At 54.1% G+C, this 24,228-nt stretch carries 18 protein-coding genes; 10 read left to right on the forward strand and 8 right to left on the reverse strand.

The features are described from left to right. The first annotated feature begins 131 nt into the window (after nt 1-131). Nucleotides 132-2,315 carry an EAL domain-containing protein gene (locus WFN61_RS10330; protein WP_144818228.1) on the forward strand — a complete coding sequence of 728 codons (2,184 nt, stop codon included), beginning with the start codon at nt 132-134 and terminating at the stop codon, nt 2,313-2,315. A 51-nt stretch (nt 2,316-2,366) separates the two neighbouring features. On the opposite strand, the gene WFN61_RS10335 is transcribed toward WFN61_RS10330, so the two are convergent. After that, entirely contained in the window at nt 2,367-3,554 is a 1,188-nt protein-coding gene (locus WFN61_RS10335; RefSeq protein WP_042389457.1) for a NupC/NupG family nucleoside CNT transporter, read from the reverse strand. 342 nt (nt 3,555-3,896) lie between these two features. On the opposite strand from WFN61_RS10335, the gene WFN61_RS10340 reads away from it, so the two are divergent. Next, on the forward strand, nt 3,897-5,135 hold the full coding sequence (locus WFN61_RS10340) for an Nramp family divalent metal transporter (protein ID WP_144818229.1): 1,239 nt from the start codon (nt 3,897-3,899) through the stop codon (nt 5,133-5,135). 62 nt (nt 5,136-5,197) lie between these two features. On the opposite strand, the gene WFN61_RS10345 is transcribed toward WFN61_RS10340, so the two are convergent. The 3 genes from WFN61_RS10345 to WFN61_RS10355 form a co-directional block, all read right to left on the reverse strand. After that, nucleotides 5,198-5,539 (reverse strand): DUF2502 domain-containing protein, encoded by a 342-nt coding sequence (locus WFN61_RS10345; protein ID WP_144818230.1) that lies wholly within the window; start codon nt 5,537-5,539, stop codon nt 5,198-5,200. 120 nt (nt 5,540-5,659) lie between these two features. Then, nucleotides 5,660-6,658 carry an L-glyceraldehyde 3-phosphate reductase gene (gene mgrA, locus WFN61_RS10350; protein ID WP_337038656.1) on the reverse strand — a complete coding sequence of 333 codons (999 nt, stop codon included), beginning with the start codon at nt 6,656-6,658 and terminating at the stop codon, nt 5,660-5,662. 70 nt (nt 6,659-6,728) lie between these two features. After that, nucleotides 6,729-7,964 carry an ion channel protein gene (locus tag WFN61_RS10355; RefSeq protein WP_337038657.1) on the reverse strand — a complete coding sequence of 412 codons (1,236 nt, stop codon included), beginning with the start codon at nt 7,962-7,964 and terminating at the stop codon, nt 6,729-6,731. Between the two features lie 204 nt (nt 7,965-8,168). Here WFN61_RS10355 and glk point away from each other — a divergent pair, with 204 nt between their 5' ends. Further along, nucleotides 8,169-9,134, forward strand: coding sequence for a glucokinase (glk, locus tag WFN61_RS10360; protein WP_042389469.1), 966 nt, complete (start codon nt 8,169-8,171; stop codon nt 9,132-9,134). On the opposite strand, the gene WFN61_RS10365 is transcribed toward glk, so the two are convergent. Both WFN61_RS10365 and WFN61_RS10370 read right to left on the reverse strand, forming a co-directional pair. Further along, nucleotides 9,135-9,866, reverse strand: a complete 732-nt coding sequence (locus tag WFN61_RS10365) for a LytR/AlgR family response regulator transcription factor (RefSeq protein WP_144818233.1) — start codon at nt 9,864-9,866, stop codon at nt 9,135-9,137. Nucleotides 9,867-9,880: 14 nt separating this feature from the next. Continuing rightward, nucleotides 9,881-11,578, reverse strand: a complete 1,698-nt coding sequence (locus tag WFN61_RS10370; protein WP_144818234.1) for a sensor histidine kinase — start codon at nt 11,576-11,578, stop codon at nt 9,881-9,883. 391 nt (nt 11,579-11,969) lie between these two features. Here WFN61_RS10370 and alaC point away from each other — a divergent pair, with 391 nt between their 5' ends. Continuing rightward, nucleotides 11,970-13,208 carry an alanine transaminase gene (gene alaC / locus WFN61_RS10375; protein WP_144818235.1) on the forward strand — a complete coding sequence of 413 codons (1,239 nt, stop codon included), beginning with the start codon at nt 11,970-11,972 and terminating at the stop codon, nt 13,206-13,208. Nucleotides 13,209-13,286: 78 nt separating this feature from the next. Here the strand turns inward: alaC and ypdK are convergent, their stop codons facing one another. Further along, complete coding sequence (gene ypdK / locus WFN61_RS10380; RefSeq protein ID WP_099458783.1) at nt 13,287-13,358, reverse strand: membrane protein YpdK; 72 nt, start codon at nt 13,356-13,358, stop codon at nt 13,287-13,289. 410 nt (nt 13,359-13,768) lie between these two features. Continuing rightward, the gene (locus WFN61_RS10385) at nt 13,769-14,179 is read right to left on the reverse strand and encodes a Spy/CpxP family protein refolding chaperone (protein WP_144818236.1); all 411 of its coding nucleotides are present in this window, start codon (nt 14,177-14,179) and stop codon (nt 13,769-13,771) included. A 602-nt stretch (nt 14,180-14,781) separates the two neighbouring features. Between WFN61_RS10385 and aqpZ the strand changes: the two genes are divergently transcribed. The 6 genes from aqpZ (at nt 14,782) to lysS (ending at nt 24,212) form a co-directional block, all read left to right on the forward strand. Beyond that, complete coding sequence (gene aqpZ, locus WFN61_RS10390) at nt 14,782-15,510, forward strand: aquaporin Z (RefSeq protein ID WP_144818237.1); 729 nt, start codon at nt 14,782-14,784, stop codon at nt 15,508-15,510. 220 nt (nt 15,511-15,730) lie between these two features. Beyond that, nucleotides 15,731-17,227 carry a lysine decarboxylation/transport transcriptional activator CadC gene (gene cadC / locus WFN61_RS10395; RefSeq protein WP_144818238.1) on the forward strand — a complete coding sequence of 499 codons (1,497 nt, stop codon included), beginning with the start codon at nt 15,731-15,733 and terminating at the stop codon, nt 17,225-17,227. Between the two features lie 336 nt (nt 17,228-17,563). Continuing rightward, complete coding sequence (gene cadB / locus WFN61_RS10400) at nt 17,564-18,901, forward strand: cadaverine/lysine antiporter (protein WP_144818239.1); 1,338 nt, start codon at nt 17,564-17,566, stop codon at nt 18,899-18,901. Between the two features lie 78 nt (nt 18,902-18,979). Beyond that, nucleotides 18,980-21,121: a lysine decarboxylase CadA gene (gene cadA / locus WFN61_RS10405; protein ID WP_144818240.1), complete on the forward strand. Its 2,142-nt coding sequence runs from the start codon at nt 18,980-18,982 to the stop codon at nt 21,119-21,121. A gap of 86 nt (nt 21,122-21,207) precedes the next feature. Then, nucleotides 21,208-22,677, forward strand: coding sequence for a POT-type proton-dependent oligopeptide transporter (locus WFN61_RS10410; RefSeq protein WP_337038658.1), 1,470 nt, complete (start codon nt 21,208-21,210; stop codon nt 22,675-22,677). 17 nt (nt 22,678-22,694) lie between these two features. After that, complete coding sequence (gene lysS, locus WFN61_RS10415; protein ID WP_337038659.1) at nt 22,695-24,212, forward strand: lysine--tRNA ligase; 1,518 nt, start codon at nt 22,695-22,697, stop codon at nt 24,210-24,212. The last annotated feature ends 16 nt before the right edge of the window (nt 24,213-24,228 follow it).

Below are 24,228 nucleotides of genomic sequence, written 5' to 3' on the forward strand. Positions count from 1 at the left end.
AAATTCTCCCATTCCTTAACTATTGTTAAGCACCAATTCACTATCAGCTTGCTAACTTGATTCACCTTGTGAATAAACCTATTATTTCTGCCCAGCGAAAATGCATGCCCAGAGCACATTTATTAACTCAAATGAAAATGAAAATATACAGTCATGTGAAAGTGTTTTTAATTGCGTTAATAATGTGTATAGCAATTGTCCCTTTTTCACGTCTTATTTCTCCGCGCGCCCAGGTAGATGCGAGTGAAATCTTTCTGGCATGGCTACCGTTCAGCGTCTCGCTGGCAATGATCCTGCTTTTTGGTCGCCGGGCCATCTTTCCGCTGGTGGTGGGATTTGCCCTGGTTTATGAGCAGCTGCTGGATTTAACATTGTTGCAAACCGGTGTTTTCCTTTTCTGCTTCTTCTTTCCCCTCCTGCTGTCATGCACCATTGTGCGCTGGCAGCTGGGCACGCGCTGGCGACACGGCTTGCCAAACCGGGATATGGGGGTGCGCACCGTCTGGCTGGCCTTCGTAGCGCCTGCCGCTATTAAGGCAACCATGTACGTTGCGGGTGCCAGGGTGACATTTCCAACGCCGATGGCCCGGTTCTTTGATACCGGCTCGGTTATTTACAGCATCATTGATATACAGAGTTTGATGTGCGCGGCGCTGATTTTTACCATGATGTTTTATTATCCGTTGCGCATGATGGTGAATCCCCGCTATGGCCGGACGCTGTGGCGAAAAAGCATCAGACCTTTTTTGTCACCACGAAGAAGAAATTTTACTTTAGGCTGGCTGCTCACATTAGCGCTATTTCTTATTGTCGTCTGTTCACCGTATCAGTCTGACTATATAGCCGGGTACCTGGTACCGATCATCTTTATCTTATTTACCTTAGGGATCGGTAAGTTAAGCCCGCCGTTAATCGGTATGAGCTGGGCAATTACCGCCCTGATGCTCCTTGCTAACAATCAAAACTTCTTGCAGGGTGTTTACACTGAATATTCTATGGCCTTCGTGCTGTCGGTGCTGATCTCCTTTACCATCTGCATTCTCTACATGGCCTCTATTTACCGGCGCAGCGAGTGGCTTAAGCGGGCATGGAAGGCGCAGGCGCTAACCGATCCCCTTACCGGTCTGCCGAATTTACGCGCCCTTGAACAGCAGTTAGAGAAGCATACGCATCGGGTCGTCTGTTGCCTGCACATCAGCAACCTGGAGTTTCTCAGTCGCCACTACGGCATGATGATGCGCGTGCAGTGTAAGCGCAGCATCACCCGTGAGCTACAGCCGCTGCTGATGCGCAATGAGAAGGTCTATCAGCTGCCGGGAAGCGAACTCCTGCTGCTGCTCAACGGTGCCGATCCCACGGCGCGGCTTCAGCACATGGTGGACTACCTCAGCGGGCGGAAAATTTTCTGGCACCACACCGCAATGGATATCGAGTTTGGGGCCTCGTGGGGCATTATTGAAGGCGCAGGGGAGATGTTTCACCAAATGCTGGGGCAGCTGAGCTGGCTTTCCGAGCAGGCCTGTGCAAGCTCGCATGTGCTAGCGCTAACCCAGAGCCTTGAGACCGTATGCGGCCACACTACCGAGCGTGTGCTGCTGCTTAACCGCGTAAAGCGCGCCCTGGAGCAGGATGGACTGTTGCTCTATGCCCAGCCAATCCAGAATGCCGATGGCGTGGGATACCATGAGGTGCTGACCCGTCTTGCAGTTGAAGGTGAAGTTCTGACGCCTGACCGCTTTCTGCCGGTGATCGCCCAGTTTAACCTGAGCATTCGCTTCGATATGCAGGTACTGGAGACCCTGCTGCGCTGGCTACGTGCGCACCCGGTTCCCGGTACTCAGGCGCGTTTCTCCGTCAACCTGATGCCGCTGACCCTGATGCAAGAAGAGTCGGCCACGCAGATTATGACCCTGTTTAAAAGCTATGACGTTGCCCCTCAGTGCGTGATCATTGAGATAACAGAAGAGCAGGCTTTCTCTAATTCTGAAACCAGCATGCATAACATTCAGCGTCTGCAAAACTACGGCTTTAAGATTGCGATCGATGATTTTGGTACCGGCTACGCTAACTTCGAGCGTCTGAAGCGTCTGCATGCTGACATCGTAAAGATTGACGGCAGCTTCGTGAAAGATATCCTCACCGACTCGCTGGACGCGATGATTGTGAAATCGATCTGCTTTATGGCGAAGGCCAAATCCCTGACCGTGGTGGCAGAGTATGTGGAGACCGAGGAGCAGCGTGACCTGCTGCTCTCGCTGGGGGTGGACTACCTACAGGGGTATCTGCTTGGTAAACCCGAGAAGCTGGCAGACTAGAGATAAAAAAACCGGGGCAGGGCCCCGGTTTTTTATAGGTACAACGTAAACTTACAGCACGAGCGCAGCGATAGACGCAGACAGTACGCTGACCAGCGTAGAGCCGTAGACCAGCTTCAGACCAAAGCGTGATACCACGTTGCCTTGCTCTTCGTTCAGGCCTTTAATGGCGCCGGCAATGATGCCGATAGAGGAGAAGTTAGCAAAGGAGACGAGGAACACGGAGAGGATCCCTTCCGCACGTGGCGACAGGGTGCTGGCGATCTTCTGCAGGTCCATCATGGCAACGAATTCGTTAGAGACCAGTTTGGTTGCCATAATACTGCCTACCTGCAGCGCTTCGCCGGCCGGTACGCCCATTACCCATGCAACCGGGTAGAAGATGTAGCCCAGAATGCCCTGGAAGGAGATACCCAGTACGGCGGCGAACAGGGCGTTCAGGCCGGAGATCAGGGCGATAAAGCCGATCAGCATAGCGGCAACGATAATCGCCACTTTGAAGCCTGCCAGGATATACTCACCCAGCATCTCAAAGAAGCTCTGGCCTTCATGCAGATTCGCCATCTGCAGGTTCTCTTCGCTCTCATCCACGCGGTAAGGGTTGATCAGCGACAGAACGATAAAGGTGCTGAACATGTTGAGAACCAGCGCCGCAACGACGTACTTTGGATCCAGCATGGTCATGTACGCGCCAACGATCGACATGGAGACGGTAGACATCGCCGTGGCTGCCATGGTGTACATGCGGTTGCGCGACATTTTGCCGAGGATATCTTTATAGGCGATAAAGTTTTCTGACTGCCCCAGAATCAGCGAGCTTACCGCGTTAAAGGACTCCAGTTTGCCCATGCCGTTAACTTTTGACAGCACGGTACCAATAGCGCGAATGACAATCGGCAGAACGCGAATGTGCTGCAGGATACCGATCAGCGCCGAGATAAAGACGATAGGGCAGAGTACCTTCAGGAAGAAGAACGCCAGACCTTCATCGTTCATTTTGCCAAAGACAAAGTTTGTCCCTTCGTTGGCAAAGCCGAGCAGCTTTTCAAACATCTCGGAGAAGCCACGCACGAAGCCCTGACCAATGTCGGAGTTCAGGAAGAACCAGGCGAGTAACACTTCAATAACCAAAAGCTGAACAACGAAACGAATACGAATTTTCTTGCGATCGCTGCTGACCAGTAAGGCAAGCAGCGCCACAACGGCAAGCGCCAAAACAAAGTGAAGAACGCGGGACATACTTTTTGCTCCAAACATGAGGCAGGTTTAGTTTTCGTGCACATTCTATGAAACAAGAGTAAATAAAACGAGATCAAATACACACTATCGTAATGTCCTGTGACGAGACTCAAAAATAGTGATCAAAGATACAATTTTGTTATGTTAATAAAAGAAGTGTAAAACCCTTTTACGCTGCTAAACTGTAACAAATGGGACAACCTCCCCACGCAATTTCGCTCTTTTCCTGATCTTCACTCCGTTAATCGGTTTTATCTATCAAAGAAATCCACCCAAACCAACTTGATAATCATTCGCATTTTGCTAGCATGAAACATAGCAAAGGCTATATTAGAGGCAAAAATGAACGATAGCAGCGTTGAGAGTAGCAGCGGACGTACAGCGCGGAAGCTTCGGTTCGCATTAATGGGACCCGCCTTTGTGGCGGCTATTGGCTATATCGATCCCGGCAATTTTGCTACCAATATTCAGGCCGGGGCCAGCTTCGGCTACAAGCTGCTGTGGGTGGTGGTCTGGGCTAACCTGATGGCGATGCTGATCCAGGTGCTCTCCGCCAAACTGGGGATTGCCACGAGCAAAAACCTTGCCGAGCATATTCGCGATCGCTATCCGCGTCCTGTGGTGTGGTTCTATTGGGTGCAGGCAGAAATCATCGCCATGGCCACCGACCTGGCGGAGTTTATCGGGGCGGCGATTGGCTTTAAGCTCATTCTCGGCGTCTCGCTGCTGCAGGGGGCGGTGCTCACCGGCATTGCCACCTTCTTGATTCTGATGCTGCAGCGGCGCGGCGATAAACCGCTGGAGAAGGTGATCGGCGGTTTGCTGCTCTTTGTCGCTGTGGCCTACGTGGTAGAGCTGATCTTCTCCCAGCCTAAGCTGGTGGATCTGGGTAAAGGGATGCTGATCCCGAGCCTGCCGACTACCGAAGCGGTGTTTTTGGCGGCGGGCGTGCTGGGGGCAACCATTATGCCCCACGTCATCTATCTGCACTCCTCTCTGACCCAGAACCTGCATGACGGATCGCGCAAAGAGCGCTACTCGGCAACGAAGTGGGACGTAGCGATTGCAATGACCATCGCGGGCTTCGTTAACCTGGCGATGATGGCCACCGCCGCCGCCGCGTTTCACTTTAGCGGCCATACCGGGGTTGCCGACCTGGATCAGGCCTATCTTACTCTCGAACCGCTGCTAAGCCATGCGGCAGCCACCATCTTTGGCCTGAGCCTGGTGGCGGCAGGGCTCTCTTCCACGGTAGTGGGCACCCTGGCCGGTCAGGTGGTGATGCAGGGGTTTGTTCGCTTCAGTATTCCGCTGTGGCTACGTCGGTCTATCACCATGCTGCCTTCGTTTATCGTGATTCTGATGGGGCTGGATCCGACGCGTATTCTGGTGATGAGTCAGGTTCTGCTGAGCTTTGGTATCGCGCTGGCGCTGGTACCTCTGCTGATCTTTACCAGCGACGGCAAGCTGATGGGGGAGCTGGTCAATACCAAACTGGTAAAACGTCTCGGCTGGGTGATTGTGGCTCTGGTGGTAGGGCTTAACCTGTGGCTGCTGATAGGTATGGCGCTGGGGCTGTAGTGTGAGGGTAACGCCGGGTGGCGGCTGCGCCTGACCCGGCTTGGGCAAGGATTACGCTTTTATCAATGGTGGTGGCCGTGACCATGGCCATGACCGCGCCCCGGACCACGACGATCGCTACGATCTTCCCAGCCTTCGCGATAGCCACGCTCATACGCTTTTCGGTTGTCCCAGCCGCGATGGTAACCGCGATCGTGCGGACGCCAGCGGTTATCGCGCCACTGATAGTGGCGATTCCAGTAGTCCCGGTCGCGCCAGTCTCGGCCATCCCAGTAGTGGCCCCGATCGTCCCGGTCGCCAATCTGTAATTTTATAGACGGCAACAGCGTGATCTCACCGGCGTGGGCGACCAGCGGGGCTGTAGTAGCCATTAACAGTGCTGCCAGAATAAGTGACCTGAACATAAAAATTTCCTCCACGAGCGGGCCACGATGGCCTGTAAGAAAATATTACGAGACGTAAAGTCCCGTAGCATCGCCTAAACTCCTAATTCGTGGATGGCAGCACTTTTTGTTAAAAAAAGATTAACCTGCGTCGTTCAGAATTGCATCAATGGCGGCACACTCCTGCTCGGTAAAGTGGCGGTTAGCCAGCATGCCCGCAGCGTCGTCTAACTGGGCAATTTTACTTGCGCCAATTAACACCGAGGTCACTCTGTCCCCGCGCAGCACCCATGCCAGCGCCATCTGGGAGAGCTTCTGTCCACGCGCCTGCGCCAACGCATTAAGCTTACGCACCTTCTCCAGCTTCTCCTCGGTAAGCTGATCCGGGCTGAGGAAGCGGCTCCCGCTGGCGGCCCGTGAATCTTCCGGAATGCCGTTGAGGTAACGGTCCGTGAGCTGACCGCCTGCCAGCGGCGAGAAGGCGATGCTGCCGACGCCTTTTTCCGCCAGCAGATCCAGGAGCTCATCCTCTACCCAGCGCTCAAACAGTGAATATTTCGGCTGATGGATCAGGCAGGGCGTGCCCAAATCGTCGAGGATGGCGATAGCCTCGCGGGCCAGATCGGCCGGGTAGTTCGACAGCCCAACGTAGAGCGCTTTCCTCTGGCGCACAATATGGTCCAGCGCGCGCATGGTCTCCTTCAGCGGCGTATGCGGATCCGGGCGGTGATGATAGAAGATATCGACATACTCAAGCCCCATCCGGCGCAGGCTCTGATCGAGGCTGGCAATAAGATACTTGCGTGAACCCCAGTCACCGTAAGGGCCGTCCCACATGGTGTAACCGGCTTTGGAAGAGATAATCAGCTCGTCGCGGTACGGTAAAAAGTCCTCTTGCAGGATGCGGCCAAAGTTGCTTTCGGCAGATCCCGGCGGCGGACCGTAGTTATTGGCGAGGTCGAAATGGGTGATACCCAGATCGAAGGCGTGACGTAGCAGCTGGCGGCTGGTATCAACCCGCGTCGCGTCACCAAAGTTATGCCACAGCCCCAGCGATATTGCCGGTAGCCTGATGCCGCTATCGCCGCAGCGGCGATACTCCATTCCCTGATAGCGCTCAGGATTGGCCTGATAAACCATGCAGTTACCCTCTCTGTTCTGTAAATAGCGCAACATTACACCGGACGAGCCGATGAAACCCGCGCGGGCGTTAATCTTTGCGACGTGGCGCAATCATCAGCGGTTTTCCCGCCAGCAGCAGCCACGCGGGAAGCATCACAATACACAGCAGCGGCAGGAGGGTAGTATCCGGCACCACCGCCGCCGCCATAAACAGGCTCAGCCAGCCGTCGCGGGTCACCACCAGCACCAGGCCAAGAATGGCGCACGATACGGTAATCGCTGCCGGAACGGCCTCGACGTGCTCGTGCAGCATCAGCCCTAACGCCACCGCCACGAATACGGCCGGGAAGATGCGCCCGCCGCGAAAGCCGCAGGCGGCAGCAATCACCAGCGCAGCAAGCTTCACCACCGCAAACAGCAGGTAGTCGCTGACGGTAAAGGTCTGGCTAAAGGCCAACTGCTGCATCTCGCTCAGCCCCTTGAACAGCGTGATATGCCCACCGATGATGCCGAGAATACCCAGCAGAAAGCCGCCGATGCCGAGGATCAACACCGGATGGCCCAGCCGGTGCATCAGCTGGTGCAGGCGTGGCAGGCACCACACCGCAATCATCCCCAACGCAATAGCGATGGCGGCCACTACCGCGCCGCTAAAGATATCCATCAGCTGCATCTGCCCGTAGTGGGCAATCGGCAGCGAGAAGTGCGGGTGGAAAAAGAGGCTGGTGGTTAGCGCGCCTGCGGCAGCGGACATCAGCGGAGCGAAGAGCCGATCCCACAGCGGGACGTCGCTGTTACCGCCCAGGGTCTGGGAGAAGATCAGCGCGGCGGCAACCGGCGTGCCAAACAGCGCGCCTATGGTGCCGGCAGAGGCCAGCACCGTCCAGTCAAGCGCCGTCACCCGCGGAAAGAGCCGCGCGCCTACGGCAACCGCAAGGGCAATATTGATTACCATAATAGGATGCTCAGGGCCAAGGCTGACGCCGCCCGCCAGGCCAATAATCAGCGCACAGAGCAGGCCGGGGAGGGTAGAGGTGGCTACCGGCGCACCAATCAGCGGCTCGGTGGCCGGATCCGGTCCACCGTGACCCGGGCTGTAGCGCAGCACCAGCCCGACGGCCACGCCGGTGAGGGTCAGCATCAGCAGCGTCCAGAAGGGGGAATCCAGGGGGACGCCCAGCGATATCGGCAGGCTGGACCAGAGAATAGATTGCAGCACGGAGGCGACTTTCATCACCGCCACCAGTACAACACTCGACGCAATGCCAATAATCAACGCGGGAAGCGACAGCAACAGCATGGTTCTGGCTCGCGGATGGAGCATGATGATTTCCTTCTACTTTCACTTAGGTGCACCATTGCACGGCTCGCCTGGCGGCGTCGACACAAATGATGCGGAAAGAGTAAAGTTATTCTGTGATGAAGCTCTATAATCCCTCAGCACTCGTGCTATGGTCGTTGTTGTTACAGCGCCTTGAATTTACAGTGTGCCAAAGATTTATTCTGACTTTAGCGGAGCCGTAAAAGAATGACAAAGTATGCTTTAGTAGGAGACGTAGGCGGCACCAATGCGCGTTTAGCGCTATGCGATGTCGCCAACGGCGAAATTTCCCAGGCTAAGACCTATTCCGGGCTGGATTATCCAAGCCTGGAAGCCGTGGTTCGCGTCTACCTTGCTGAACACAACGTCAGTGTTGAAGATGGCTCCATTGCCATCGCCTGCCCGATTACCGGCGACTGGGTCGCCATGACGAACCACACATGGGCTTTCTCCATCGCTGAGATGAAGCAGAACCTCGGCTTTGCTCACCTGGAGATCATCAACGACTTTACCGCCGTATCGATGGCGATCCCTATGCTGGACAGAGAGCATCTGACCCAGTTTGGCGGCGGAGAGCCGGTCGAAGGTAAACCGATTGCCGTCTACGGGGCCGGTACCGGCCTTGGCGTTGCGCATCTTGTGCATGTCGATAAGCGCTGGGTGAGCCTGCCGGGTGAGGGCGGCCACGTTGACTTCGCGCCAAACAGCGAAGAGGAGGCCATTATCCTGGAGGAGCTGCGTGCTGAAGTGGGGCATGTCTCTGCCGAGCGCGTGCTGTCAGGTCCTGGGCTGGTTAATCTTTACCGGGCGATTGTGAAATCGGATGGCCGCCTGCCGGAAAACCTCCAGCCGAAAGATGTCACCGAGCGTGCATTAGCGGACAGCTGTACCGACTGCCGCCGGGCGCTGTCGCTGTTCTGCGTGGTGATGGGCCGCTTTGGTGGCAACCTGGCGCTGACGCTGGGCACCTTCGGCGGGGTCTATATCGCGGGCGGTATCGTGCCGCGCTTCCTCGACTTCTTTAAGGCGTCCGGTTTCCGCGGCGGCTTTGAGGATAAAGGGCGCTTTAAAGCCTATGTGCAGGACATTCCGGTGTACCTGATCGTGCATGACAACCCAGGCCTGCTGGGCGCAGGGGCGCATATGCGCCAGACCCTGGGCTACATCCTCTGATCACAGGTGCATTAGCTGCCTGAACTCTTTAACCTTGCTGCGGCTGACGGGAACCTGAAAATCGAGATCCCTCAGCCGTAGAATATAGGTGTTGTTAAACCAGGGTTCGATCTCGCGGATCTTGTTCAGGTTGACGCAGTAAGAGCGATGGCAGCGGAAGAAGTGCGCCGCTGGTAGCTTGCTGCAAAATTCGGTGATATTCATCGGCATAACGTAGGATTCACGCCGGGTGTAGACAAACGTCATCTTCTCATGGGCTTCGGCATAGTAGATATCGTGAATGCTGGTCACGATAATACGCTCGTCCTTAACAAGATTGATGGTGTCGTTCTCGCGGGTGGCGACCGTGCCGCCGCTGGTGCCGGATTGCTGCTGCCAGGCCGCCTCCAGCTTTTGCAGCATGGTGATGATCCGCGACTCCTGATAGGGCTTCAGAATGTAGTCAAACGCTTCCAGCTCAAACGCCTCGACCGCATGCTCTTTCCACGCGGTAATAAACACAATAAAAGGCTTATGCGCGAACTGGCTGATGTTCTGCGCCAGCAGCACGCCGTCCAGGGACGGAATATTAATATCGAGAAACAGGGCATCCACCTTGTTGTGCTGAAGGTACTTCAGCACGTCCAGACCGTCATCGAAGGTGGCGACAATCTCCATCTGGCTGTGCGCTTTGATAAGCCAGCTCAGCTCCTGCTGGGCAAGGATCTCATCTTCAACGATGATAACTTTCACTGTCACTCTCCTGTTTAACGCAGCAGCGTAACCGGTCCGGGAACCGGGGTGTGCTGATGCGGCACGTAAAAGGCAATCTCCGTCCCCGGCTCAAGGCGGCGAATGTGCAGACCTTCACCGTAGAGCAGCTTCACGCGATGATGCACATTCAGCAGGCCGATTTTATTTCCGGGCATCTCATTGGCTTCAACGCGCTCAATCACTTTGGGATCGATACCGTGGCCGGTGTCGCGCACGGCAATGCGCACCCGGTTGCCACACTCTTCCACGCTGATGTTCACCACACCTTTGCCTTTACACGGCTGGATCCCGTGGACGATAGCGTTCTCAACCAGCGGCTGGATCAGCAGGCTGGGGATCACGCAGGTAACCTCTTCATCAATATCATAAATCACCGTCAGCTTGTCGCCGAAACGCGCCTGCTCAATGGCAATGTAATCTTTAATTTGGTACAGCTCTTTTTTAATGTCGATCTGCTCGTCGTCATTCAGCTCGATGTTATAGCGCAGGTAGCGCGACAGGTTGATGATCAGCTGCCGGGCGGTATCCGGATTCATGCGAATCGACGAGGAGATGGCGTTCAGCGCGTTAAACAGGAAGTGCGGGTTAATCTTGCTCTGTAGCGCCCGCAGCTCTGCTTTATTGGCCATCTCCCGCAGCTGTTCGGCGCGGGAGACCTCCAGCTGGGTGGAGATGATCTGTGACAGGCCCACCGCCATCTCCTGTAGGGACGAGGTGATCTGGTGGGCGTGGCAGTAGTAGATCTTGAGCGTGCCGGTGACCACCCCTTTCTCCCATAGCGGGATCACCAGCATAGAGTGGATCTCCGGCGTGCGGTGCGCCTCGTCATTGTTTTTAATGACGATTTCGCCGTTGTCGATCGCCCGGCGGGTTGTGGGGCTGATAATATCATCGCTATCGCGGTAGTTGTTTTCACCGACGCCCACGTAGGCAAGGACGTGATCGATGTTGGTGATGGCAACCGCATCGGCGTGAATATCGCGGCGGATAATGTCGCATACCTGGCGCAGCGACTCGCTGTTCACGTGGCGGAACAGAGGCAGCGTTTTATTGGCGATATCGAGGGCCAGCTTCGCCTGGCGCGCCGCGCTGGCCTCCTTCTCACCCTCAACGCTCTGCACCAGCAGCACGATAAAACCGATGCACACCGTGCCTAAAATCATCGGCACGCCGATTTTTGACACGATATCCAGCCCCAGCGCGGTAGTGGGTGCCCAGAGAACGACCAAAATCATCGTCAGTGTTTCGCACAGCATGCCCGCGATAATTCCCACCCGCCAGCGCTGCGCCTTCGGCGTTTTGACGTTGATCCAACCCGAGAGAATGCCCGCCACGATGCTGGTAATAAAGCAGGGGACGGCGGTAACGCCACCGATATCGATCAGGTAGCGATGGGTACCGGCAATCATGCCGGTAATAATGCCGACCCAGGGCCCGAACAGGATCCCACCCGACATCACCGCAATAATCCGCACGTTAACCAGCGAGCCCTCGACCTGCACACCTGACCAGGTGCTAAACAGGGCAAACATCGAGAAGATAGCGGTCACGGCCAGCAGCTCTTTAGGGGAGTGGGCCGTTTTATGCAGCAGCTCGCGGAACAGGCGGATGCGAATAAGAAAGAAGAGGCAAATAAGCATTAACGCCGCACGATCGAAAACCGCCAGCAGCATAGTGAAAATTTCGTGCACGGGTAGCTCTTGTGAATGACATGAAAAAGCGATGATAAAAAAATTAGCGACAGAAGACCAGTTAACTTCCCTAAAGGGTAAATAGGGAAAAACCCTTTACAGAAAAGGGGATTGATAAAGGCAGGCGGTTGGCTGGCAAACCCAGGCGTGCAGAGTAATATTACGGTAACTTCATTGATATCATCATGTTAAATGGTATTGCATTTAATGTTTAAATTAACCGCAGCGCCATTTTTTGTTTAGCCGATGGTTCCGCTTTTTCTTCGCCAAACAATTTTTGCTTTTTTTCTCGACAGCAGGAAATTTTTCAGGCTATTTTCAATGTCATGCCACTACGACAGGTGGCAACGTCGCTCGGACGGTCCGGGCGCTCACGTTATCCGAGGAATCTATGGCTGAATTCAGTCCTAAACGCCGCTTTACGCGTATCGATCGTCTCCCCCCTTACGTTTTTAACATCACTGCTGAACTGAAGATGGCTGCGCGTCGGCGCGGCGAAGATATTATTGACTTCAGCATGGGTAACCCTGACGGTGCTACTCCGCCGCACATCGTTGAAAAGCTCTGCACCGTGGCCCAGCGCCCGGATACCCACGGTTACTCAACGTCACGCGGTATTCCACGCCTGCGGCGGGCCATCTCCCGCTGGTACCAGGAGCGCTACCAGGTTGAGATCGATCCGGAAAACGAAGCCATCGTGACCATTGGTTCAAAAGAGGGGCTGGCGCATCTGATGCTGGCCACCCTGGATCACGGCGACACCGTGCTGGTGCCGAATCCCAGCTATCCGATCCATATCTATGGCGCGGTGATTGCCGGGGCACAGGTCCGCTCCGTGCCGCTGGTCGAGGGCGTCGACTTCTTTAACGAGCTGGAGCGCGCTATTCGCGAGAGCTATCCGAAGCCAAAAATGATGATCCTCGGCTTCCCGTCTAACCCAACGGCGCAGTGCGTAGAGCTGGAGTTCTTTGAGAAGGTGGTTGCCCTGGCAAAACGCTATGACGTGCTGGTGGTACACGATCTCGCCTATGCTGATATCGTTTACGACGGCTGGAAAGCGCCGTCCATCATGCAGGTACCCGGCGCGCGCGACGTAGCGGTAGAGTTCTTTACCCTGTCAAAAAGTTACAACATGGCAGGCTGGCGGATCGGCTTTATGGTCGGCAACGCCGAGCTGGTGAACGCCCTGGCGCGAATTAAAAGCTACCACGACTACGGAACCTTTACGCCACTACAGGTGGCGGCTATTGCTGCCCTTGAAGGCGATCAGCAGTGCGTGCGTGATATTGCCGACCAGTACAAGCGTCGTCGCGACGTGCTGGTTAAAGGTTTGCACGAGGCGGGCTGGATGGTAGAGATGCCCAAAGCTTCTATGTACGTGTGGGCAAAGATCCCGGATGCCTACGCGGAGATGGGCTCGCTGGAGTTCGCTAAGAAGCTGCTCAACGACGCGAAAGTGTGCGTGTCGCCAGGGGTTGGATTTGGCGAATATGGCGATACCCACGTGCGTTTTGCACTGATTGAGAACCGGGACCGCATTCGTCAGGCGGTGCGCGGAATCAAAGCGATGTTCCGCGCCGATGGCCTGCTTCCCGTGACCGCAAAAACCCCTGCGGAAGAGGGCGAGTAGCGCTGTACGAGAGATAAACGGTAGATAGAAGAGAAACAGGAGCCAAATGGCTCCTGTTTTTTTATGCGTGACAGCTGCTCAGATCATCAGGGCGAAGGTGCCGGCCCAAACGATGACCATCACTGAAATGCCCATAAAAAAATATTTCACGTTTCATCACTCCGCATACGTCAGGGTACGCATTAATGAACATCAGGACTGATTATAGAGAGATGAGGCTACCCCAAAGCGAAATTGAGAATTTTCTCGCTTAAGATGGCGGCATCACCCCGAAATTTCGGGCGTACCTTACGCCAGACGGCGCTAATGTACGCTTAATTTTTACAGGGTGCAAGAGGCTTTTTTTTAAATACTTTTAATGACTTAGCGGTGTCGTTGAACAGCGACACTTTAATTCCTGACTGCAATTATTTGCCATTCAGCGACGAGATTAACCTGACGGCAGACGACTTTTTGACGCTTGATTCCTAAGGAATATATGACGAAAAAGTGTGCGGCAGATCGCTTTTTATAGCCTGTTTGCAGGAAGAAAGAAGCCCGCCGGGAGGGCGGGCAAAAGGTTATTCCATTGCCGCTTTAGCCAGATCGTCCTGCACCTGCTGGCGCTGTGCCGGGGTCAGAACCTGGTTAAGATCGAAGTAGTACTTCACCTTGTAGTAACGCGCCTGCTGTTCGGCATTGCCGAACGCGGTAAGCTGCGTTTTTACCGTGTTATCACTCCATTTGCCGGAACGGATCATATCGATGATCGCGCCATCTTTCGCGCCGGTGATTTTAATTTGCTGAATATTGGTTTTGAGCTGCTGGTGCAACTGCTGAATTTTTGTTACCTGATCCTGGCTCAGCTTCAGGTGCTGCACAATAGGATCCTGAGACGGGGCCGGTGCCGTAGAGACATTTGCTGCAAAAGCCGCACCTGAAGAGAGCGCCAGAGCAGACACCAGTAAAGCGGAACGCAAAATTTTGTTCATATTTTAATCCAACAAGCAAAGATGAAAACAGACTGACGCGCACTTCCTGTCGTCACTGTCTGCTGTAACGGTGCACCGGCGTGAAGCACGATAATACTTCTCGTCTGGCTAAAAATAGAATACGCACTTAAAAGCAGATAGCCACGCGAATTTGTTTTCTAATGGTAACGGAGTGAAAATAATAGTGGGTTATGCGAATTTCTGTGATCCGCTATCAATTATCTAATATATCAATTGATAATTCTTTTGTATTTATAGAGTGAATGAATTACATAGGTAATTACTTTTATTTGAGATGAATCTTTTTATTGAAAGCAGATAAAGCCAGTCCTGGCGCGCCTTGTGGGGGTGCTGCGTTAATGAATTACGGTTTATTACATTTTTTCAGATTGATAGCTTTGTATGAGGGGAATACTCTTCCCCGGAAATTATACTTCCGTACGGGACCCTTCTTTCTTTTTATTTGTTGAGGATGCGGCTAATTGCTTCAATATTGGCCGACAACAGTCAGGCCTGGCAAGCTACTCGTTTGTTATTAAAGGAATGACTATTTACGCCTGCGCTTGCAGGAAGTTACTTAACACTCTGTCAAGGTGGTTTTTATGTTTAGAATATTATCGGCTGAATTTTTCGGCACGTTCTGGCTGGTGCTGGGCGGCTGTGGCAGCGCCGTGCTGGCGGCGGCGTTTCCAGCGCTTGGAATTGGGTTTGTCGGCGTGGCGCTGGCGTTTGGCCTGACCGTACTGACGATGGCATACGCGGTTGGCCATATCTCCGGAGCCCACTTTAATCCGGCGGTTACGCTGGGACTGTGGGTTGCCGGTCGTATTCCTGCCCGTAACGTTATCCCCTATATTGTGGCGCAGGTTATTGGCGGTATCGCCGGGGCGGCGGTGCTCTATTTTATCGCCAGCGGTAAAACCGGCTTTGATGCGACCCTTGGCGGCTTTGCTTCCAATGGCTTTGGCGACCACTCGCCGGGTGGTTTCTCCTTAACTGCCTGCGCCGTAGCCGAAGTTGTACTGACGGCGTTTTTCCTGCTGGTTATTCTCGGCGCAACGGACAGGTATGCGTCAGCGGGGTTTGCGCCGCTGGCGATTGGCCTGGCGCTGACGCTTATCCACCTTATCACTATTCCTGTTACCAACACCTCTGTTAACCCTGCACGCAGCACTGCCGTAGCAATCTTCCAGGGAACGTGGGCACTGCAGCAACTGTGGTTATTCTGGGTAACACCGCTCGTCGGTGGCCTGATCGGCGGGCTGATCTATCGGGTGCTGCTTAGCGATACCGTCTCCCTGCCGAAGCAGGCGCAGACAGCAAAAGAGTAGCTATAGTGCCATTCGTATCGCCCTGTCAGGTGGTACGAATGGCTACTTATCGTCCGGCAAGGGAGAATGGCATTCTGTCTAATAGAGATGAATCTGATATAAAATATTACGCGTCGCGCTGTATGACTCATTTCTGTTGGCCATTGCCATCATTAATAATCAATTTAATCGTGATATAATCCTGCCCCTCATTTCTCTTTTCGCTTTGGGGCACTTTTATATGCAACAGCCCGTTGTGTATGTAGGTAAATGGATGGTTACACCCTCTATTAACCAAATCAGCCAGCAAGGACGTCAGCTTACCCTTGAGCCGCGATTAATCGATCTTCTGGTCTTCTTTGCTCGTCATCCTGGACAGGTTCTGACGCGAGATGAACTGATTGATAACGTCTGGACACGCAGCGTAGTGACTGGGCATGTCGTTACCCAGAGCATCTCCGAGCTGCGTAAGTCATTAAAAGATGGCGATACTAACGCGCCTGAATATATCGTCACGGTACCAAAACGGGGCTATAAGCTCACGGTGCCGGTAACATGGCTTAGTGAAGAAGATCAAGAAGCAGGGGATACGCTACCCCCTGCGTCAGGTACACTGCCTGAAGCAACGGCTGAGCCGCCGCCTGCAAGCACTACGCTACGCAGTCGGCTTAATGCTTTTATTGTGTGGGGGTTATTTCTGTTGGCGCTGGGTTCATGTGTGGCACTGGTTGCGCTGGCGACCATCGATGCCCATCCACCGGTCACCAAAACCCGCCTGTTGCTAAACCCACGAGATATAGACATCCATCTTGTCAGTGGTAGCGGCTGTACCAACCGCAACGCACAGCACGCCTACGCCGTGGGACTGGGCAGCCTGATCACCACCTCCCTGAACACCTTCTCAACCTTTATGGTGCACGATAAAACTAACTACAACATTAGTGAACCCAGCAGCTCCGGTAAAACGCTGACCATTGAGTTTGTCAATCAGCGCCACTACCGCGCTCAGCAGTGTTTCATGTCAATTAAACTGGTAGATAACGCGGATGGTTCGACCATGTTGGATAAACGTTATTTCGTTACCAATGACAACCAGCTGTCGATCCAAAAAGATCTGATGAATAGCCTGTCTGACGCGCTGACCCAGCCGTGGCCGGATCGTCTTCAGGCGATGCTGAGTCACTATCAGCCGGCGCAAAGCTCATCTCTAGTCACTTTTTACCAGGCTCATCAACTGCTCATGAATGGCGATGTCGACTCCCTTGATAAAGCCAGCGAACTGCTTGACGAGGTGCTTAAAGCGTCTCCGGATTTTACCTATGCACGAGCGGAAAAAGCGCTGGTAGATATCTTACGTCACTCCCAGCAGCCTCTGAAAGATAAGCAGCTCGCCGTGCTGAATAACGAAATTACGCAGGTCAGCGATGCGCCTGGCATGAAAGAGATGGCCATTCTCTATCAGGTTAACGCTGTCAATATGCTCAGTAAGGGCAACGTTGATGAAGCCTATAGAAATATTAATACCTCTATCGAACTTGAGATGTCATGGATGAGCTATGTGCTGTTGGGCAAGGTTTATGAAATGAAAGGGCAGAACCGCCTGGCGGCAGATGCCTATATTACCGCCTTTAATTTACGCCCGGGTGAGAACACGCTCTACTGGATTGAAAACAGCGTATTCCAGACATCGGTAAATCGTGTGGTTCCCTATCTCGATAATTTTCTCTCACAAGAATAAATAACTTATTATAAGGTTAAATGAATGTTTAAATAATGGTTTGTTTTGTTATTTAAATGTCTTCTTATATCTTGAATGAGAACTTACTTAGTACGATTTTATCTTTGTAACCCACTGTAATTTAATGATGTTTATCTTTCCCTGACCTTTAAATGTTATCCTGATATTTAACGCAGAAAGGTCAGGGTGTCACTTTTTTGCAGTTTGTTTTTATTTCACTTTATCCTTAGGACTTTGTTAGTGCAGATCCGTAACCTCGTTGGCAGTTGGTCGGATCAATAACGCGTTTTAACTCATGATCCGTACCTCCAAATAACTCTCAGGAGACAACGAAACATGAGTACTGCCAAAAAGATCGGGCTGTTTGCCTGTACCGGTGTAGTTGCCGGGAATATGATGGGGAGCGGTATCGCCCTATTACCTGCGAACCTCGCCAGCATTGGTGCTATTTCAATCTGGGGTTGGGTCATCTCTATTATTGGTGCCATGTCGCTGGCCTATGTCTATGCGCGACTGGCAACCAAAAACCCTCAGCAGGGCGGACCTATCGCTTATGCAGGAGAGATTTCTCCAGCTTTTGGTTTCCAGACCGGCGTCCTTTACTATCATGCAAACTGGATTGGTAACCTGGCTATCGGGATTACCGCCGTCTCTTATCTTTCTACGTTTTTCCCGGTATTAAATAACCCTGTTCCTGCCGGCATCGCCTGTATTGCCATTGTGTGGCTCTTTACCTTCGTCAATATGCTCGGCGGCACCTGGGTCAGCCGACTGACCACTATCGGTCTGGTACTGGTCCTTATTCCCGTGGTGATGACAGCGGTTGTAGGCTGGCACTGGTTTGATATGGCAACCTACCAGGCAAACTGGAACACCTCCACCACCACAGACAGCCACGCGGTAATTAAAAGTATCCTGCTCTGCCTGTGGGCCTTTGTGGGCGTCGAGTCCGCAGCGGTCAGCACCGGCATGGTGAAGGATCCGAAACGTACCGTCCCGCTGGCGACCATGCTGGGCACAGCGCTGGCCGGGATTGTCTATATTGCCGCCACGCAGGTTATCGCCGGTATGTATCCCGCAGCACAGATGGCTTCCTCCGGTGCGCCGTTCGCCGTCAGTGCTTCCACCATTCTTGGTGGCTGGGCTGCGCCAATTGTCTCCGCATTTACCGCGTTTGCCTGCCTGACGTCGCTGGGCTCCTGGATGATGCTGGTCGGCCAGGCCGGTGTCCGTGCCGCTAACGATGGTAACTTCCCGAAAGTCTACGGCGAGATGGATAGCAACGGCATTCCGAAAAAGGGCCTGCTACTGGCCGCAGTCAAAATGACCGTTCTGATGGTGGTGATCACCATGATGAACTCCGCGGGGGGTAAAGCATCCGACCTGTTTGGTGAGCTGACCGGTATCGCAGTACTGCTGACCATGCTGCCTTACTTCTACTCCTGTGTGGATCTGATCCGCTTCGAAGGCATCAACGTCCGTAACTTTGTGAGCCTGATCTGCTCCGTGCTGGGCTGTGGATTCTGCTTTATCGCTCTGATGGGTGCCAGCTCCTTTGAACTGGCCGGTACCTTCATCGTTAGCCTGATCATCCTGATGTTCTACGGTCGCAAAATGCATCAGCGCCAGCTTAACAACGACGCTGCCGAAAGAGAGACCGCTAGCGCGCTGTAAACCTTAACCCTTTCCTGTAGCCCTTCTTTCACCTGTCACCTACGGCGGGAGGGGCTTGCTCTACCCGGAGATTAGATTATGAACGTTATTGCTATCATGAATCATATGGGCGTTTACTTCAAAGAAGAGCCCATCCGTGAACTCCATCGTGCACTTGAACGCCTCGATTTTCGCGTTGTTTACCCTAACGATCGCGACGATCTGCTGAAGCTAATTGAAAACAATGCCCGTCTGTGTGGCGTTATCTTCGACTGGGATAAATACAATCTCGAGCTGTGCGAAGAGATCAGCAAAATGAACGAGTACATGCCGCTGTACGCGTTTGCTAATACCTATTCCACCCTGGATGTCAGCCTCAACGATCTACGCATGCAGGTACGTTTCTTTGAGTATGCGCTGGGCGCTGCTGAAGACATTGCTCATAAAATCAAGCAGAACACCGATGAGTACATCGATGCCATCCTGCCGCCGTTAACCAAAGCGCTGTTTAAATATGTCCGTGAAGGCAAATACACCTTCTGTACCCCAGGTCACATGGGGGGCACGGCTTTCCAGAAAAGCCCGGTCGGCAGCCTCTTTTATGACTTCTTCGGTCCGAACACCATGAAATCCGATGTGTCGATTTCGGTCTCCGAGCTGGGCTCCCTGCTGGACCACAGCGGTCCGCATAAAGAAGCGGAAGAGTATATCGCACGCGTATTTAACGCCGAGCGCAGCTATATGGTGACTAACGGTACCTCGACCGCCAATAAAATCGTCGGCATGTACTCTGCGCCAGCGGGCAGTACCGTACTGATTGACCGTAACTGCCACAAATCGCTGACGCATCTGATGATGATGAGCGACATTACGCCGATCTATTTCCGTCCGACCCGTAACGCCTACGGTATTCTCGGTGGGATCCCGCAGAGTGAGTTCCAGCATGCCACTATCGCTAAGCGCGTCAAAGAGACCCGCAATGCAACCTGGCCGGTACATGCGGTAATCACCAACTCTACCTACGATGGTCTGCTCTACAACACGGATTACATCAAGAAAACCCTGGACGTGAAGTCAATTCACTTTGACTCTGCCTGGGTACCTTATACCAACTTCTCGCCTATCTATGCTGGCAAGTGTGGTATGAGCGGCGGTCGGGTGGAAGGGAAAGTGATCTATGAAACCCAGTCAACGCACAAGCTGCTGGCGGCCTTCTCCCAGGCATCAATGATCCACGTAAAGGGTGACGTTAATGAAGAGACCTTTAACGAAGCCTTTATGATGCACACCACCACCTCGCCGCACTACGGCATCGTGGCTTCTACCGAAACCGCGGCTGCGATGATGAAAGGCAATGCCGGTAAGCGCCTGATCGACGGCTCTATCCAGCGTGCCATCAAGTTCCGTAAAGAGATCAAGCGCCTGAAAGGGGAGTCTGAAGGATGGTTCTTCGATGTCTGGCAGCCGGAGCATATTGATGAACCCGAATGCTGGCCGCTGCGCTCTGACAGCAGCTGGCACGGTTTCAAAAACATCGATAACGAGCATATGTACCTTGATCCCATCAAGGTCACTATTCTGACGCCGGGGATGACCAAAGACGGCGCGATGGATGAGTTTGGGATCCCGGCCAGCATCGTGGCGAAGTACCTGGACGAGCGCGGCATCGTGGTAGAGAAAACCGGGCCTTACAACCTGCTGTTCCTGTTCAGCATCGGTATCGATAAAACCAAAGCGCTGAGCCTGCTGCGCGCCCTGACCGATTTCAAACGCGGCTTCGACCTGAACCTGCGGGTCAAAAACCTGCTGCCGTCGCTGTACCGTGAGGATCCGGAGTTCTATGAAAACATGCGTATTCAGGAGCTGGCGGAGAATATCCACAAGCTGGTTGAGAAGCATGACCTGCCGGATCTGATGTTCCGCGCATTTGAAGTGCTGCCGTCAATGGTAATGACCCCGTTTGCCGCGTTCCAGAAAGAGCTGCACGGTCAGACCGAGGAGATTTACCTCGAAGAGATGGTGGGGCGTGTTAATGCCAACATGATCCTCCCGTACCCGCCGGGTGTGCCGCTGGTGATGCCTGGCGAGATGATCACCGAAGAGAGCCGTCCGGTGCTGGAGTTCCTGCAAATGCTGTGTGAAATCGGCGCGCACTATCCGGGCTTTGAAACCGATATTCACGGTGCCTATCGCCAGAAGGATGGTCGCTACACCGTTAAGGTGCTGAAAAACGATAAATAAACAATAAAACGTCTACCTGGCCTGCGGGATCGTAGGCCGGGTAAGCGTAGCGCCGCCGGGCATAAACCAGCGCTAATGGAGACCCTATGAAAACACCCTCACAGCCGCGTGCGATTTACTACATCGTCGCGATCCAAATCTGGGAATACTTCAGCTTTTACGGCATGCGTGCCTTACTCATCCTCTATCTTACCCATCAGCTTGGCTTCGATGACAGGCATGCTATCAGCCTGTTCAGCGCCTACGCCTCTTTAGTTTACATAACCCCCATTCTCGGCGGCTGGCTTGCCGACCGCCTGCTTGGCAACCGCGCGGCGGTCGTTGCTGGCGCACTGCTGATGACCCTCGGCCACATCGTACTGGGCCTGGGTTCAGATTCCACAAGGAGTCTCTATCTCGCGCTGGCCATTATTATCTGCGGCTACGGCCTGTTTAAATCCAACGTTAGCTGCCTGCTTGGCGAAATGTATACGTCAGAGGATACGCGCCGGGACGGTGGGTTTGCGTTGCTTTATGCGGCTGGCAACGTCGGCTCGATAGCCTCGCCGATAGCCTGTGGGCTGGTGGCACACTGGTACGGCTGGCATGCAGGTTTCGCGCTTGCGGGAATCGGCATGTTCATCGGCCTGGCAATCTTTTTAAGCGGCCACCGCCATTTTCGTCATGCTCGTCGGGTTAACAAACCCGCTCTCAGCGCGACGACGCTTATGCTTCCCGCCTGGGCATGGATGGTGCTGCTCCTGTGCGTGGCTCCGTTCTTCTTCTCTCTGCTGCTGAAAAATAACTGGGCTGGCTACCTGCTCGCGATCGTCTGCGTCATCGCTGCCCGTATTGTGGCGCGCATTATGGTGAAGTTTCCAGAGCACCGTCGTGCGCTGTGGCAGATTATCCTGCTGATGCTAACCGGCACGCTGTTCTGGGTCCTGGCGCAGCAGGGCGGCAGCTCTATTAGCCTGTTCATCGATCGCTTTGTTAATCGCCACATTTTGCACGCAGAGATCCCAACCGCGCTGTTCCAGTCGGTTAATGCCGTTGCCGTGATGGCTGCGGGTGTAGTGCTGGCATGGCTGGCAGGCCCCGGAGGCAGCGTCCATTCTGCACTGCGTATGTGGCTGAAGTTTGCGTTTGGCCTCGGGCTGATGGCCGGGGGTTTTATGCTGCTGGCAATTAACGCCCACGGTGGACAGCAGGATGGGCAGGCCTCTATGGGTCTGATGATTACCGGTCTGGCAATGATGGGTTTTGCCGAGCTGTTTATCGACCCGGTAGCAATGGCGCAAATTACACGTTTCAACATGCCTGGCGTGGCCGGGGTTCTGACCGGCATCTATATGCTGGCAACCGGTGCTGTTGCTAACTGGTTAGCGGGGGTGGTGGCACAGCAGACCGCTGAGCCGCAGACCGGCACCGCCGCGCTTGCGGCTTACCAACACTTTTTTTCGCAGATGGGACTGTGGACCTTCGGCTGCGTAGCGCTGATTGTCGCGCTGCTTGCCGGTGCAAGGTTGATTTTCATGTCTCCGGCCCCCTGCGTACAGCATCCCAGTCGTGATTAACTCTATAAGGAGACAGCATGTCCGAACAACTGGTACAAGAAGCCGATGAGGCAATCGATCTTAACAGTGAACTAAAAACCCGCCGCGAGAAGCTGGCGCAGCTGCGTGAGCAGGGCGTTGCGTTCCCGAACGACTTCCGCCGCGACCACACCTCCGATGCGCTGCACGCCGGGTTCGACACGAAAGAGAACGACGAGCTGGAAGCGCTGAACGTCGACGTGAGCGTGGCCGGTCGTATGATGACCCGCCGTATCATGGGCAAGGCATCCTTCATCACCCTGCAGGACGTTGGCGGCCGTATTCAGCTCTACGTCTCCCGTGACGACCTGCCGGAAGGCATCTACAACGAGCAGTTCAAGAAGTGGGACCTGGGCGATATCCTCGGCGCGAAAGGTAAGCTGTTCAAAACCAAGACCGGCGAGCTCTCCATCCACTGCACCGAGCTGCGTCTGCTGACCAAGGCCCTGCGCCCGCTGCCGGACAAGTTCCACGGCCTGCAGGATCAGGAGGCGCGTTACCGTCAGCGCTACCTGGATCTCATCTCCAACGATGAGTCCCGCAAGACCTTTAAAATTCGCTCCCAGATCATGGCCGGTATTCGCCAGTTCATGGTTAACCGCGACTTTATGGAAGTGGAAACCCCGATGATGCAGGCGATCCCGGGCGGTGCCTCCGCGCGTCCGTTCATCACCCATCATAACGCGCTGGATCTGGACATGTACCTGCGTATCGCCCCGGAGCTGTACCTCAAGCGTCTGGTGGTCGGTGGTTTTGATCGCGTGTTTGAGATCAACCGTAACTTCCGTAATGAAGGCATCTCTGTTCGTCATAACCCTGAGTTCACCATGATGGAACTCTATATGGCCTACGCGGACTATAAAGATCTGATCGAGCTGACCGAATCCCTGTTCCGTACTCTGGCGCAGGACATTCTGGGTACCACCGAGGTGCCTTACGGCGATGAAACCTTCGACTTTGGTAAGCCATTCGAGAAGCTGACCATGCGCGAGGCGATCAAGAAGTATCGTCCGGAGACCAATATGGCGGATCTGGACAACTTCGACGCGGCGAAAGCGCTGGCCGAGTCGATTGGTATTCACGTTGAGAAGAGCTGGGGACTGGGCCGTATCGTCACTGAAATCTTTGATGAAGTGGCCGAAGCGCATCTGATCCAGCCGACCTTTATCACCGAGTACCCGGCCGAAGTCTCTCCGCTGGCGCGTCGTAATGACGAGAACCCGGAGATCACCGACCGCTTTGAGTTCTTTATCGGCGGACGTGAGATCGGTAACGGCTTCAGCGAGCTGAACGACGCGGAGGACCAGGCCCAGCGTTTCCAGGACCAGGTGGATGCGAAAGCCGCCGGTGACGACGAAGCGATGTTCTTTGACGAAGACTACGTGACCGCGCTGGAGCACGGCCTGCCGCCGACCGCAGGTCTGGGCATTGGTATCGACCGTATGGTGATGCTGTTCACCAACAGCCACACCATCCGCGACGTGATCCTGTTCCCGGCAATGCGTCCGGTTAAGTAACTCCTGCAAAAAAGCC

The organism is Pseudescherichia sp. AS216 (assembly GCF_037152055.1).
GTDB lineage: Bacteria > Pseudomonadota > Gammaproteobacteria > Enterobacterales > Enterobacteriaceae > Pseudescherichia.

Coding starts and splice junctions, on each gene's coding strand:
- WFN61_RS10355 (WP_337038657.1), bottom strand. CDS start 7,964: ATGCTCCATCCGCGAGCCAGAACCATGCTGTTGCTGTCGCTTCCCGCG.
- WFN61_RS10345 (WP_144818230.1), bottom strand. CDS start 5,539: ATGTTCAGGTCACTTATTCTGGCAGCACTGTTAATGGCTACTACAGCC.
- WFN61_RS10385 (WP_144818236.1), bottom strand. CDS start 14,179: ATGAACAAAATTTTGCGTTCCGCTTTACTGGTGTCTGCTCTGGCGCTC.
- cadC (WP_144818238.1), top strand. CDS start 15,731: ATGCAACAGCCCGTTGTGTATGTAGGTAAATGGATGGTTACACCCTCT.
- cadA (WP_144818240.1), top strand. CDS start 18,980: ATGAACGTTATTGCTATCATGAATCATATGGGCGTTTACTTCAAAGAA.
- glk (WP_042389469.1), top strand. CDS start 8,169: ATGACAAAGTATGCTTTAGTAGGAGACGTAGGCGGCACCAATGCGCGT.
- lysS (WP_337038659.1), top strand. CDS start 22,695: ATGTCCGAACAACTGGTACAAGAAGCCGATGAGGCAATCGATCTTAAC.
- mgrA (WP_337038656.1), bottom strand. CDS start 6,658: ATGGTTTATCAGGCCAATCCTGAGCGCTATCAGGGAATGGAGTATCGC.
- aqpZ (WP_144818237.1), top strand. CDS start 14,782: ATGTTTAGAATATTATCGGCTGAATTTTTCGGCACGTTCTGGCTGGTG.
- alaC (WP_144818235.1), top strand. CDS start 11,970: ATGGCTGAATTCAGTCCTAAACGCCGCTTTACGCGTATCGATCGTCTC.
- WFN61_RS10340 (WP_144818229.1), top strand. CDS start 3,897: ATGAACGATAGCAGCGTTGAGAGTAGCAGCGGACGTACAGCGCGGAAG.
- WFN61_RS10335 (WP_042389457.1), bottom strand. CDS start 3,554: ATGTCCCGCGTTCTTCACTTTGTTTTGGCGCTTGCCGTTGTGGCGCTG.
- WFN61_RS10410 (WP_337038658.1), top strand. CDS start 21,208: ATGAAAACACCCTCACAGCCGCGTGCGATTTACTACATCGTCGCGATC.
- cadB (WP_144818239.1), top strand. CDS start 17,564: ATGAGTACTGCCAAAAAGATCGGGCTGTTTGCCTGTACCGGTGTAGTT.
- WFN61_RS10330 (WP_144818228.1), top strand. CDS start 132: ATGAAAATGAAAATATACAGTCATGTGAAAGTGTTTTTAATTGCGTTA.